The 13,925-nt window shown below is 60.2% G+C and carries 11 protein-coding genes; 3 read left to right on the top strand and 8 right to left on the bottom strand.

Features of this window, described 5'->3' with window-relative positions:
• Window positions 1-15 precede the first annotated feature (15 nt).
• From mraY to mraZ, 7 genes are read right to left on the bottom strand one after another with little or no spacing between them, the layout of a single operon-like run.
• Entirely contained in the window at window positions 16-1,098 is a 1,083-nt protein-coding gene (mraY, locus tag GS605_RS02060; RefSeq protein WP_171630992.1) for a phospho-N-acetylmuramoyl-pentapeptide-transferase, read from the bottom strand.
• A 36-nt stretch (window positions 1,099-1,134) separates the two neighbouring features.
• On the bottom strand, window positions 1,135-2,529 hold the full coding sequence (murF, locus tag GS605_RS02055; protein WP_171722914.1) for a UDP-N-acetylmuramoyl-tripeptide--D-alanyl-D-alanine ligase: 1,395 nt from the start codon (window positions 2,527-2,529) through the stop codon (window positions 1,135-1,137).
• On the bottom strand, window positions 2,526-4,025 hold the full coding sequence (locus tag GS605_RS02050; RefSeq protein ID WP_171722913.1) for a UDP-N-acetylmuramoyl-L-alanyl-D-glutamate--2,6-diaminopimelate ligase: 1,500 nt from the start codon (window positions 4,023-4,025) through the stop codon (window positions 2,526-2,528). Before GS605_RS02050 ends, murF begins: the two co-directional genes overlap by 4 nt.
• 22 nt (window positions 4,026-4,047) lie before the next feature.
• Entirely contained in the window at window positions 4,048-5,835 is a 1,788-nt protein-coding gene (locus GS605_RS02045; protein WP_171722912.1) for a penicillin-binding protein 2, read from the bottom strand.
• Window positions 5,832-6,200, bottom strand: coding sequence for a cell division protein FtsL (locus GS605_RS02040; RefSeq protein ID WP_152458671.1), 369 nt, complete (start codon window positions 6,198-6,200; stop codon window positions 5,832-5,834). The genes GS605_RS02045 and GS605_RS02040 overlap by 4 nt, the downstream gene beginning before the upstream one ends.
• Entirely contained in the window at window positions 6,197-7,192 is a 996-nt protein-coding gene (gene rsmH, locus GS605_RS02035; RefSeq protein WP_171723627.1) for a 16S rRNA (cytosine(1402)-N(4))-methyltransferase RsmH, read from the bottom strand. The genes GS605_RS02040 and rsmH overlap by 4 nt, the downstream gene beginning before the upstream one ends.
• Window positions 7,193-7,196: 4 nt before the next feature.
• Window positions 7,197-7,700 (bottom strand): division/cell wall cluster transcriptional repressor MraZ, encoded by a 504-nt coding sequence (gene mraZ, locus GS605_RS02030; RefSeq protein WP_171630988.1) that lies wholly within the window; start codon window positions 7,698-7,700, stop codon window positions 7,197-7,199.
• A 966-nt stretch (window positions 7,701-8,666) separates the two neighbouring features.
• Here mraZ and GS605_RS02025 point away from each other — a divergent pair.
• The gene (locus tag GS605_RS02025; RefSeq protein WP_171630987.1) at window positions 8,667-8,891 is read left to right on the top strand and encodes a DUF1127 domain-containing protein; all 225 of its coding nucleotides are present in this window, start codon (window positions 8,667-8,669) and stop codon (window positions 8,889-8,891) included.
• Window positions 8,892-9,264: 373 nt separating this feature from the next.
• Entirely contained in the window at window positions 9,265-9,555 is a 291-nt protein-coding gene (locus tag GS605_RS02020) for a DUF1330 domain-containing protein (RefSeq protein WP_171205412.1), read from the top strand.
• Between the two features lie 4 nt (window positions 9,556-9,559).
• On the opposite strand, the gene GS605_RS02015 is transcribed toward GS605_RS02020, so the two are convergent.
• Window positions 9,560-11,953: an ATP-dependent helicase gene (locus GS605_RS02015; protein WP_171722911.1), complete on the bottom strand. Its 2,394-nt coding sequence runs from the start codon at window positions 11,951-11,953 to the stop codon at window positions 9,560-9,562.
• Between the two features lie 178 nt (window positions 11,954-12,131).
• Between GS605_RS02015 and GS605_RS02010 the strand changes: the two genes are divergently transcribed.
• A complete protein-coding gene (locus GS605_RS02010) occupies window positions 12,132-13,907 on the top strand; it encodes a diguanylate cyclase (protein WP_171722910.1) in 1,776 nt (591 codons plus the stop codon).
• The last annotated feature ends 18 nt before the right edge of the window (window positions 13,908-13,925 follow it).

Genomic DNA, 13,925 nt, shown 5'->3' with positions numbered 1-13,925 from the left:
CCGCGTTGTCTTTAACTACCGCACCTTCAGCGTCGCCAGACCGATCATCGCCAGGATCAGCGAGATGATCCAGAAGCGGATCACGATGGTCGGTTCAGCCCAGCCTTTTTTCTCATAGTGGTGATGGATCGGGGCCATCAGGAAGACCCGTTTGCCCGTGCGTTTGAAATAGAGGACCTGAATGATCACACTCAGCGCCTCGACCACGAACAAGCCGCCGACCACGGCCAGAACCAGCTCGTGCTTGGTGGCCACGGCGATGGCTCCCAGCGCGCCGCCGAGGGCCAGCGATCCGGTATCGCCCATGAACACCGCCGCCGGGGGGGCATTGTACCAGAGAAACCCGAGGCCGGCCCCGAACAACGCGGAGGTGAAGATGAAGATCTCACCGGTGCCGGGTACGTAATGCACATCGAGATATTCGGTAAAGTCGACCCGACCCACCGCATAGGCGATCACGCCCAGGGTCGAGGCTGCGATCATCGCCGGCATGATGGCCAGCCCGTCCAGACCGTCGGTCAGGTTCACCGCATTGGCGGCCCCGACGATCACGACAATCGAGAACGGAATATAGAAGATGCCCAGATTGACCAGCGTGTCCTTGAAGACGGGTACAGCCAGCTGGTTCTGCAACGCTTCGGGATGGTGCAATGTCGCCCAAAGCGAAGCCAGCACGGCGATAATCACGCCCAAAGCCAGGCGCATCCTGCCTGAAACCCCCTGCGTATTCTGTTTTGAGACCTTCGCGTAGTCATCCGCGAATCCGATGGCCGCATAAGACAAGGTCACAAAAAGAACCATCCAGACATACGGGTTGTCCAGCCGCGCCCAGACAAGGGTTGACGTGACCAGAGCTCCGACAATCAGCAATCCACCCATCGTCGGCGTGCCTGCCTTGGAAAAATGCCCTTCGGGGCCGTCGTCACGGATCGGCTGGCCTTTGCCCTGTTTCTTGCGCAGCACGTTGATCAGGGGTTTTCCGAAGATGAACCCAAAGATCAGCGCGGTCATGAAGGCACCGCCTGCGCGGAAGGTGATATACCGGAAGAGGTTCCAGAAATCCCCTCCGTCCGACAGAGCGGTCAACCAGTACAGCATGACAATACCTTTCTCACACGAGGCGCGCGGGCAAGTTCACCCATCAAGCGCGCCCCCTTGCCCCATTTTGCGCAGACCGTCAACAATCGCGGCCAACGCCATGCTGAGTGAGCCCTTGGCGAGCACCGTGTCTCCATCCCGGATCAAAGCAGGCAGATGTTCCGCCATTTCCGCACTGGTTGCGAACCAGAGCCCACGTTTCTTCTCGGGCAGCGCGCGGTGCATTGCCTGCATCAATGGCCCGATGCAATGAACCTGATCCACGCGCGCCATCGCCTCGATATCCGCCATGGCGGCATGCATGGCCTCTTCCTGGGCGCCCAGTTCCTTCATGTCACCCAGAAACGCAACGCGGCGGGTGCCTTTGGAGGCGGCCAAGACATCCAGCGCGGCCTCCATCGAGGTCGGGTTGGCGTTATAGCTGTCATCCAGCAGTTCGATCTGCCCGCCGCCGGGCAAAGGCAGGCTTTCCCGTACGCCGCGCCCCTTGACCGGAGACCATGCGCGCAGACCCGCGATAGCGTCATCCAGATCGACACCCAGTTCAACGCAGGCTGCCAAAGCCCCCAGTGCGTTCATGGCGAAATGCGTACCGGCAGAGTTCACCGCAAAGCGGATTACCTGATCACCAACGGCAGCTTCGGCATTCACGGCGCTCGTCCCCTGCTGAACGTCGGTCAGCCGGTAATCCGTTGCGCCTTGGCCGAAATCCACGATCCCGGCCCCCTGCCCAAGTGCCGTTTGGCGCAGGATGTCCGCGTGCTCGATATCCGCATTGACGATTGCCGCGCCACCGGATTCGAGCCCTTCAAAGATCGCAGCTTTTTCATGGGCGATGCCAGCCACATTCTCGAAGGCTTCCAGATGCACCGCCGCCACGGTCGTGACCAGCGCCACATGCGGGCGGGCTTGCCGGGCCAGCGGGGCAATCTCGCCCGGATGGTTCATGCCAATCTCGATCACTGCGAATTCAGTGTCGCGCGGCATCCGGGCAAGGGTCAGCGGAACGCCCCAGTGGTTGTTGTAGCTGGCCACGCTGGCATGGGTTCTGCCCTGTGTTTCGAGGATCACGGCCAGCATTTCCTTGGTCGACGTCTTGCCGACACTGCCGGTCACCCCCACCACACGCGCATCCGTTCTGGCGCGAGCCGCCTGCCCCAAAGCCTCGAGCGCCGCCTGCACATCTTCGACGATCAGCAGTGGTGCGTCTGGCGATACGTTGTCGGGAATATGCGAGACCAAAGCCGCGCCCGCGCCTTTCTCAAGCGCTTGGGCTACGAACTCATGCCCGTCCCGTGCCGCTTTCAGCGCCACGAACAGATCACCGGGTTGAAGGGTGCGGGTGTCGATGGAGACACCATCAGCGGCCCAGTCGGTCGTGACCCGTCCACCCGTTGCCTGAGCAGCCTCGGATGCAGTCCAGAGCGTCATGCGACCCTCCCGTCCAGCGCTGCAACGGAAATGCTGGCCTGTTCGACATCGTCGAAGGGCAGAACCTGATCTCCCACGATCTGACCGGTTTCATGCCCCTTTCCGGCGATCAGCAGCGCATCACCGGGTTGCAGCGCATCGATGCCGCGCAGGATGGCCTCGGCGCGGTCGCCGACTTCGGTCACGCTGGCGTCGCCTGCTGCCTCTGACGCGCCTGCCATCACGGCCGCGCGGATGACTGCCGGATCTTCGCTGCGCGGGTTGTCATCGGTGACAAAGACCACGTCTGCATGGTTGGCTGCCGCCCTGCCCATCAAGGGTCGTTTGCTGGCGTCGCGATCCCCGCCCGCACCGATAACGGCAATCAGACGGCCCATCACATGCGGGCGCAGCGCCCTGAGTGCTGTGGCAACAGCATCAGGCGTGTGGGCATAATCCACAAACACCGCCGCGCCATTGTCACGCGTGGCGGCCAGTTGCATCCGCCCGCGAACCGTCGTCAGATGGGGCAGAGTTTCGAACACCCGTTCGGGGCTGTCCCCGGCAGCGATCACCAGGCCACAGGCCAGCAGGATATTTTCGGCCTGAAACCCGCCGATCAGGTTCAGGCGGGTCTGGAACGTTCGGCCCTGCCACGCAAAGCGCAGGTCCTGCCCCGTGGCGTCGAACCGCTGGTTGATCAGACACAGGTCGGCATCGCCCAGCCCCACCGTCAGCACCGACTGGCCGCGCATCTCGGCGATCCGCCGGACCTGGGCCCCTTTCGGGTCGCTCAGGTTGACAACGGCCGTTCCATCCTGCGGCAAAACCCGGTCGAACAGACCGGCCTTTGCGTTGAAATAGGCCTCGAAGGTTTCGTGGTAATCCAGGTGGTCCTGCGTGAAGTTCGAGAAACCGGCGGCGGTCAGGTGAACGCCGTCAAGGCGGCGCTGTTCAAGGCCGTGGGACGAAGCCTCCATTGCGGCATGGGTCACGCCGTTCTCGGCCGCCTCGGCCAGACAGCGGTGCAAGGTGATCGGCTCGGGCGTGGTGTGGGCCAGCGGCGCTGTCCACGCACCTTCAACCCCGGTGGTGCCGAGGTTGACGGCGGCGTGGCCAAGCGCGGACCAGATCTGCCGAACGAAGGTGGAAACAGATGTTTTGCCGTTCGTTCCCGTGACGGCCACGATGGTTTGCGGCTGCGCGCCGAACCACAACGCCGCGGCACCGGCCAGCGCCTGTCGCGGGTCTTCCACCACGGCCAGCGCTGCGTCCGAGGCTGCCAGTTCGGCCTCGGCGATCTCTGCCCCTTCGGCATCGGTCAGGATCGCAGCGGCCCCCATGCGCAGGGCAAACTGGATGAATTCTGCGCCATGAACGCGGGACCCGGGCAGCGCGGCAAACAGGAAGCCCTCTTTCACCTCGCGGCTGTCAACGGCCAGACCGGTGATATCCGGGTTTGCGCCCTCTCTTGCGGTCAGGGCCAGCTGGCTGAGTTTCTTCGTCCTTGTGCCCATGACCCACCTCTTGCCGGACAGCCTAGTTTGAGGTCAGCGTTATAGCAGCGCCCGCCTCAGGCTCAAGCCGGGGACGCAACCCCAACAACGGTGCGACGCGTCCGATCAGTTCGGCGGCAACAGGCACGGCGGTCCACCCGGCCGTGCGGCGTTTTTCACCGTAGGCCACGATCGAAGGTTCGTCCAACGTCACGATCAAAACGTATTGCGGATCGTAGGCCGGGAAGATCGTCGCGAAGGTGGCAATGACCTTGTCTTCATAGTACCCGCCGCGCGGTTTGGGCTTGTCGGCCGTACCGGTCTTGCCGGCCACGTCATAGCCCTTGACCTCGGCGAAACTGGCGGTGCCGTCCGTTACCACTTTGCGCAGCATCTTTTGCGCCTGCCGTGCAGTGTTCTGCGACATGACACGAGGCCCGTATTGCGGGCCGTTCCGGCGCAGAATGGTCGGGCTGACGTAATGCCCGCCATTGGCAATCGCCGCGTATCCCGCGGCCAGATGCATCGGGCTGGTCGACAGGCCGTGGCCATAAGAAATTGTCACGGTACTGAGCTCGCCCCATTTCTTCGGCTTCAGCGGCACACCGCCCTTGGCCTCGACAATCTCGAATGGGGTCGGATCGAACATGCCAAGCGCGTCCAGAAACTCCTGCTGCCGTTTGGCACCGATTTGCAAGGCCAGACGCCCCGTGCCTCGGTTCGAGCTGTGGACGATCACATCCGCCACGCTGATCTTGCCGTAATTTTTGCCGTTGAATTCGCCGATGGGAAAGCGGCCGATCTTCATCGGCCCGGACGTATCGATGATGGTGTTCGAATTCACCAATCCAAGTTCAACGGCCTGGGCCGCGGTGAAAATCTTGAAAACAGATCCCAGTTCATACACGCCTTGTACATAACGGTTGAAAAGCGGGCTGTCCGAGGGGTCAAAGCCCGAGGTCGGTGGGCGCGGGCGGTCATTCGGATCAAAAGAAGGCAGCGAAGCAGCGGAAATAACCTCGCCCGTATGCGCGTTCATCAGAACGGCCGAGGCCCCCTTGGCATTCATGATCTTCATACCGCCGTAAAGAACCTGTTCTACTGCGGCTTGAATCGTCAGGTCCAGCGACAGTTGCAGCGGCTTGTTGCCGTTGGCCGGATCGCGCAGATAATCGTCGAACTGCTTTTCCACACCGGCCACGCCGATCACTTCGGCGGCGCTGACGCCTTCACGACCAAAACCGGACCCGCCCAGGATATGAGCGGCCAGCCGCCCGTTGGGGTAAAGCCGCATTTCACGCGGACCGAACAGGATGCCGGGATCACCGATGTCGTGCACAGCCTGCTTCTGCTCGGGCGAAATGCGTTTCTTGATCCACAGGAATTTGCGGTTGCCGGTGAAGTCCTTGATCAGCCGCTCTTTGTCCAGATCAGGAAAAATCGCAACCAACTGCTCTGCAGCGGCGACGGGATCGATCATCAACGGGGGCTGCGCGTAAACGGAATAGGTGTCCAGATTGGTGGCCAGTATGCGCCCTTCGCGATCGACGATGTTGGCGCGCTGCATGGCAATCGCCGCGCCTGGTGCGCTGGCCAGAGGCTCTTGTGCTTCCGATGTCGCCAGCATGCCCATGCGGACACCGACGACTGAAAAAGCGCAGAAGAAGAACAGGCCCAGCACCAGCAGACGCCCTTCGGCACGGGCGCGGGCGCGATCCTTCATCTCTTCGTGGCGCTTGCGGATGTTCTCACGCTCGATTGCCTTGGGGTTTTCGCCCCGCGCGCGGGCATCCAGGATTCGGGCCAGGGGGCGCAGAGGGGTGCGTGTCATGGAATCTGCACCTCGCCCAAAGCCTGAATGTCAGTGATGGCCTGCAATTCAATCGGATCAACGACGGGCAGGTCCGGGTCTTCGGCATAGGCGATCTGATCCGCGCGCCCGAACTGCTCGGCCCGCAACGGCAGCAGACCAAGGCGTTCAAAGTTCAGGTCGGCCAGTTCGCGCAGCCTGTCCGGGCGGTTCAGATAGGCCCATTCCGCGTTCAGAACAGCCAGTCGCACCTGTGCCATTCCGATCTCGCGCTGCAAAGACTGGGTTTCCTTTACCACTTGCTGGGTTCGGTAGTTTTCCTGATAGGCCCACAACGCCAACCCGAACACGGACAGAGCAGTCAACACATACAAAACACTCTTCATCTTGCCCTTCCCCCCAGTTGCGGCATTCCGATGGCCCGCGCTTCAATTTCCCCCGCCGGAGCTTCGGTTCGGATCGCCACACGCAGTTTTGCCGAGCGCGCGCGCGGGTTTTCCTGCAATTCCTGTTCGTCAGGCCCCACCGCCTTGCGGGTCTTCAGTGTGAATTGCGGCTGTTCCTGTTCAATCTCGGGCGCATAGCGGTTCGCGCGCCCCGTCTTGCCCGCGCGGGACTGGAAAAACCGTTTCACCATTCGGTCTTCAATGGAATGGAAAGTGACAACGGCCAGTTGCCCGCCGGGCTTCAAAGCACGTTCAGCGGCCATCAGCCCCTGAAACAGCTCTTCATATTCTGCATTCACGGCGATACGCAGCCCTTGAAAGCTGCGCGTGGCCGGGTGGGATTGCCCCGGTTTCGGACGTGGCAGGCAGGATTCGATGATCGCGGCCAGACGCAGGGTTGTGGTGATCGGCTCTTCCGTGCGCGCTTTGACGATCGCCTTGGCGATCCGGCGGCTGGCGCGTTCTTCACCATAGTGGAACAGGATGTCGGCCAGTTGCGCCTCGGTCGCGGTATTGACCAGATCGGCGGCGCTTTCGCCATCCTGGCTCATGCGCATGTCCAAAGGACCATCCTTCATGAAGGAAAACCCGCGGTCGGCCTGGTCCAGCTGCATCGAGGAAACGCCAAGGTCCAGAACAACGCCGTCCAGGTTCTGCGCATATTCATCCATACGAGAGAACACGCCGGGTTGCATCACCAGCCGATCACCATAGGCGCCCACCCAGTCTGACGCCATCTCAAAAGCGAAGGGATCGCGATCCACGCCGATCACCTTGTCGGCCCCGGCCTCCAGCAATCCGCGGGTGTACCCGCCTGCGCCGAAGGTTCCGTCCAGCCAGACGCCCGTGACCGGCGCCACCGCCGCCAAGAGCGGGCGCAGCAAGACAGGGATGTGAGGCGCGTCCGGTTGTGGATGATCCGCGGCCGCCATGCCGTCACCCGCCCTCGACTTCATCGAGGAATTCCAGCGGATCAACATCGTCGCCAAGGCCGTCCAGCCATTCCTCGGTCGCCGCCAGTTCCTCGGATTCGTAGGTCTCGGGCTTCCAGATCTGAAAAGTATCCCCGGCGGCGATAAAAAACGCCTCGCCCTCAAGACCGATTTTCTTGCGCAGCTTTGCCGGCAGAACCAGCCGCCCGGTTTCATCGACATTGGTCGGGAAGGACTGCCCATGGAACAGGCGCTGCAACATCTTGCGCTTCATCGCGCCACGTGGCAGCGCATCGATCTTGGCATCGACCTCGTCGATCGCCTCCATCGTGTAGCATTCCAGGTATTTGCGGCGATGATCCCCGTAGACAATCACAAGCTCTGGATTGTCGCCGGGCTGCCAGTTGGGATCGGAGGCTTCAAGCACGCGGCGAAACGAGGCCGGGATCGACACCCTGCCTTTCGCATCCACCTTATGGTGGCTTTCACCTCTGAACCTGCGCGCCAAGACGACTGTCCCTTTCGCTTGCGCCCCACTTGAAATTCGCGTTCCCCCCGGATGAAAAACGGCGGGTTGATCTGCTGCCACTGATCAACCCGCCGCATTGACCCGCTGTGCGGGATGTCCAGCTGCACGCGCCACCTGGGGGGATGTCTGCTCGCCCGCGCGCCGGATCTCTTGATTGATGAAAGCGAGATGCCTGTATGAAACCTGATTATTTTTGGTCGGGGTCGTTTGGTGCCCCTGCTGCCTCGTCCTCATCGGATGTATTAGGGATGCCATGGGAATTCATGGAAATCAATAGGAATTTTGCGAACCGTGTTCCATGAATCACGCTCCAACAACAATACCATCATGAAATCTGAGCACAATGACACCAATTGTAGGAGGTTTTTCCGCACAGCACCCCAGATATAGACAATTCGAAGTTGGAATTTTTTTCCCACGATTTCCCGTAATATCTAAAGAATTGCCATTCAGGGTGGAAAAACCCGGCATCTTTGGGCAGCGATCTCGCAGAATCATTTGCACTTTGAGCGCAATTTCGGCGGGACTTCCCCTCGACAACCACATTGGCCCATGAAATCCCGTGGCATTCGGGCAGTTTGCTCTGCGACGTGCTAAACTGGCAAATCGTGCATCAGGGAATAGCTGAACCGCCACGCCTTGCCTGGCGCTTCGGTCACACGCACGTCTTGAATGGTTTTATTGCGCACATATTCCAGCCAACACCGCTCAATTAAAAGGCAAGCCATAAGAAGGCCATGTTTCCGCTGTCACCCGTGACCCAAGGGAAGGCCCAATGTTTCAAGGTGCATTTCGAGTTGAAGGAAAAAACTGAACCAATCTATGCGCTTGCTGCATAGCAGCATTGACGACGCGACCTATTGTGCAATCGCAGCATTTGCCTATTTTCAACCTCAAGCAAGGGCCGAGCGTAATCGGCAAAGCAAATAAATACGGATGATGAGCATGGCAGTCGCAAGCACACATACAGCATCGAAGAGCACACCGGCGTTCGGAATCGCAACTTTGATCGAAAACGCAAAGGCGCGTTTTGCCCGCTATCGTATGTATCGCCAGACCGTCAATGAGCTGGCAGGACTGTCGGACCGTGAACTGGCCGATCTGGGCCTGCATCGTTCCATGATCCGTCGGGTGGCCATGCAGGCCGCCAACGATCACATCGCGCAATAAGCGCGCCACGAATATCGAGATCAGGCCCTTCCTCCTCCCTTAGGGTCTGTTATCAGCGGCAACGTCTCTCCTCCTCCCTGACGTTGCCGCACCATATACCGGCCTCAACCCGCCGGATCCTGATACATCGAGGCTCTCCTCCTCCCTGCCTTGATGTTGAAAGCGCGCGGCGACGCCTTCCTCCTCCCTGACGTCGCCGCGTCTTCTCCATACCGGGCTCAAACCCGGGTTCGAATACATCGGGGCTCTCCTCCTCCCTGCTCTGATGTTGACAAGACGGCGGTTCCCCTTCCTCCTCCCTGGGAACCGCCGTTTTTTTGTTTTTCTGACATAGGTGTAAGAAGGCCCTCTGATTTCTGATCCGGAGGAAACAATGGCCGCCTATTTCATCGCGCAGATCGACATCCACGACCCGGATGGGTATCAGGATTATCTGGCGGGTTTCATGCCGATCTTCGACCGCCACAAAGGCCGCCTGCTCACGGTCTCATCGAAACCGGTTGAACGGATCGAAGGCGATTGGCCCGAAGGTGGCATTGTGCTGATGGAGTTTCCGGACCTTGCCGCGGCGAAAGCCTGGAAAGACGACCCTGATTACATCGAGCTGGCGAAGATCCGGCAAGCTACCGCCTCGACCAATCTGGTTCTGGTCGAAGGGATATGACGCCTCAGAACGGGACGTCATCCTTGTTGGTCAGAAAACGCGAGACCACTTTCTTTGTGCCTGCCTTGTCGAATTCGACTTCGACCTTGTCGCCCTCGATCCCGACAACCGCGCCATAGCCGAATTTCTGGTGGAACACCCGTTCCCCCAGCGTGAAACTGGCCACGGCGGTCGCGTCGATCACCGTGTTGCGGGATTCGCGCGGCTGCGACATGCCGTATTGCCCCTGCCGCGCCTGCATCCGCCTCCAGCCCGGCGAGTTGTAGACATTCGCTTCGGCCGCGCGGGTTTCAATGCCCGCAGCGGGCTGGCCGCCACCATAGAGACCCGGAGGCGTAAGGACCTCAACGTGATCTTCCGGCAATTCGTCGATGAACCGGGACGGCATGGAGTTCTGCCACTGCCCGAACACCCGCCGGTTGGCGGCAAAAGAAATGGTACACACTTCTTCGGCGCGGGTGATGCCGACATAGGCCAGGCGCCGTTCTTCCTCGAGCCCCTTGAGCCCGGATTCGTCCATTGACCGCTGCGAGGGGAACAGCCCGTCTTCCCAGCCCGGCAGGAAGACGGCGGGAAACTCCAGCCCCTTGGCCGCGTGAAGGGTCATGATCGAAACCTTGGCCCCGTCGCTGTCCTGTTCGTTGTCCATGACCAGACTGACATGTTCCAGAAACCCTTGCAGGTTCTCGAAATTGTCCAGCTGGTTCACCAGTTCCTTGAGGTTTTCAAGGCGCCCCGGCGCTTCGGGCGTCTTGTCGTTCTGCCAGTGGGCGGTATAGCCGGATTCGTCGAGAATGATCTGCGCAAGTTCGATATGCGTATGCTCGGGTGCGCCGAACCGCATGGGCGAACCGTCATCGATCACCGAATCGTCGTCCACCTCGATCCGCGGCCCACGTGTCATCGCATTCCAACGCGCCAGACCGTCGATCAGTTCGCGCAGCGCCTTGCCTCCCTTGCCCTTGATCAACCCGTTATCGACCGCAATCCGAGCACCTTCGACCAGTGACACCCCATTTCCGCGCGCGGTCATCTGGATGGTTTGCTGCGCCTTGTCGCCAAGGCCGCGTTTCGGCGTGTTTACGATTCTCTCAAACGCAAGATCATCCTCGGGGCTGACCACCAGCCGGAAATAGGCCATGGCATCGCGAATCTCCATCCGCTCGTAGAATCGCGGGCCGCCGATCACCTTGTAGGGCAGACCGATGGTCAGAAACCTGTCTTCGAAGGCGCGCATCTGGTGGCTGGCGCGGACGAGGATAGCGATCTCATCAAGGTTCATCGGGCGAATACCGCGCGTACCGCCCTGCATCGCGTCGATTTCCTCGCCGATCCAGCGGGCCTCTTCCTCGCCGTCCCAATGGCCGATCAGATTGACCTTGTGGCCTTCCTCGGCTTCGGTCCACAGCTCTTTGCCCAGACGGTTTTCATTGCCGCGAATGACGTTCGACGCAGCCGCCAGAATATGCGGGGTCGAGCGGTAGTTCTGTTCCAGCCGCACCACATACGCGCCGGGAAAGTCCTTTTCGAACCGTAGGATGTTGCCCACCTCGGCCCCGCGCCAGCCATAGATCGACTGATCGTCATCGCCGACGCAGCAGATGTTCTTGTGCCCGGCCGCAAGCAGCCGCAGCCACAGATATTGGGCGATGTTGGTGTCCTGATACTCGTCCACCAGGATATAGCGGAACCAGCGCTGGTATTGCTCCAGAACATCCTGATGGGTCTGGAAGATCGTAACCATGTGCAGAAGCAGATCGCCGAAATCCACCGCATTCAATTCGCGCAGGCGGGTCTGATATTGGGCATATAGCTCAATGCCCTTGTTGTCATAAGCCCCGGCATCGGCGGCTGGCACCTTGTCGGGTGTCAGCGCTCGGTTCTTCCAATCGTCGATGATTCCCAGCAACATCCGCGCAGGCCAGCGTTTGTCGTCGATATTTGCGGCCTGCACCAACTGCTTGAGCAGGCGCAACTGGTCGTCGGTATCCAGAATGGTGAAGTTCGATTTCAAATCGACCAGTTCCGCATGGCGGCGCAGCAGTTTGACGCAGATCGAATGAAAGGTACCCAGCCATGGCATCCCCTCAGCAGGCTGCCCCAACAGGCGGCCCACCCGTTCCTTCATCTCGCGCGCGGCCTTGTTGGTGAAGGTTACCGACAGAATCTCATTCGGACGTGCGCGCGCGGTGTTGAGAAGATGTGCGATCCGGGCGGTCAGAGCCTTGGTCTTGCCCGTTCCGGCACCTGCCAGCATCAGAACCGGGCCATCCAGACGCTCGACCGCGTCCCGTTGTGCCGGGTTAAGCTCATCCAGATAGGGCGAAGGGCGCACGGCCATGGCCCGCGCCGACAGCGATGCGCCCTCGAAGGCGTCCATTTCGTCAAAACTGCTCATGGCCCCAAACTACGCCGGATAAGCGCGAAGGGAAAGGGTTTGTTCACGGCTTGTTCACAGACTTTTCGCACTTCTTTTTACATTCAATTCTAAACAAACACGCCACCGTCCTGCACCCGGTTAACTCTCTGTCAAATCCTGACTGGGATGTTTGGCAGAGTGTAGTTGGAGCGGACAAATGAAACAGGCGGAACTGACGGGTCAGTCCTCGAGGCTTAAAATGATAGGCGTGGCCCTGATGCTGCTCGCGCTGACGGCAGCGGCGGGCTGGGGGATCTATGCCGCCCCTGCGCCAGTGGTTGATCGCATGCTGGAAGCAGACCTGCGAAAGAACGCGATGCGGATGAGCCGCCAGGTCGAAAGCCATCTAAACGATCTTGAACAGACATTCCGTTTTCACGCATTGACCGATCATGACCAGGAGTTTCTGGAGCTACTGCCCGAAACCACGGACATTTACCGCTTCAAGCTGTTTGATGCTTCGGGGCAGGTGTTCTGGTCGACCCGAGCCAGCGACGTCGGGTTCGTGAATACGAAACCCTATTTCCAGTCGATCGTCGCCGCTGGGGGCCTTTTTTACAAACACGAAGAGAAGCCGGTTACCGAAGTTGATTCCTTTGTTTTCGACAATTCCCGGGATACGGAACTGAGCAGCCGCCATGTGGCCGAGGTCTATACGCCGATCATCAAGGATGCGACGTTCATGGGCGCGATCGAGTTCTATTCCGACATAACCGACCTGCGGAACCTGTTCATCACGCGCGTTCGCCTGTCTCTGGCGCTGCTGAGCGGGGTCGCCCTGCTGGCGCTGACGACTGTCATCCTGATTGTCCATCGCACCAACCGTCGTCAGGTTCGCGACCTGCGCAAACGGGCCCAGAAAGAGAGGGAGCTGATGGACGAGCAGCTGCGCCTGGCCCGAGAGGTCCGTCTGTTGGGTGAGTTGAACGAATGGCTGCAATCAAGCCGGTCGCTGGATGAACTGTTCGACATGGTGTCTCGCTTCATGACCCACATCCTGCCAGAGGCCGAAGGCAGCGTGTATGTCTACTCAAACTCACGCGATGTGCTGGATGGCTGCGCCAGCTGGAACGGTGGAACTCATAAATCCCACATTCACCCCGAAGGTTGCTGGGGTTTGCGGCGCGGCCGGACTTACGAGTTCGGCGCATCCGAGATTGACTTTGTCTGCGAGCACGCCGAACCGCATGACGGGCGGCCCTATTTCTGCTTTCCCATTCTGGCCCATGGCGAAACCGTTGGTCTTTTGCATTTGCGGGCACTTGAGGGGCGCGAAGACTGCTTCAACAAGAGCCGCAAGCTGGCCCAATTATGCGCCGAACAGATCAGTATGGCGATCGCCAACGTCCGCATGCGGGATCAGCTTCACGACCAATCGGTACGAGACCCCCTGACCGGGCTGTTCAATCGCCGCCATATGACCGAGACGCTGCGCAAGTCCATCAGCCGCAGCCAGCAGACGGGCGCCGCGCTAAGCCTGATCGCCGTGGACGTGGATCACTTCAAGAAGTTCAACGATACTCATGGGCATGATGCGGGCGACATGGTATTGCGCGCCGTCGGCGCCGCCCTGGAACAGGGGTGCGACCGGGACGAAGTCGCCTGCCGAATCGGGGGGGAAGAGTTCATGCTGATCCTGCCTGACAACAGCCCCGAAGATGCCATGACCCGCGCCGAACAACTGCGCCAGGCGGTTGAAGCCGTAACCGTCCGATATGGCGAGAAGGTATTGCCGCGCATTACGATATCGGTCGGGGTTGCACATTACCCGGCCCACGGCACCATGCCGCAGGACCTGATGCGCGCGGCTGACGATGCGCTTTATGTCGCCAAGGACAAGGGGCGCAACCAGGTGCATGTTGCAAGCGGCACCAGGAACAAGACCGAAAATGCGTCGCCTGAAAACCGGCAACCACCCAAGGATGCAGCTTAAAAAACTTGCCGAATCGCA

The organism is Ruegeria sp. HKCCD7559, assembly GCF_013110575.1.
Lineage (GTDB): Bacteria > Pseudomonadota > Alphaproteobacteria > Rhodobacterales > Rhodobacteraceae > Ruegeria.
The sequence above is the reverse complement of the archived record's forward strand: the minus strand, read 5'-3'. Positions and strand labels throughout refer to the sequence as shown.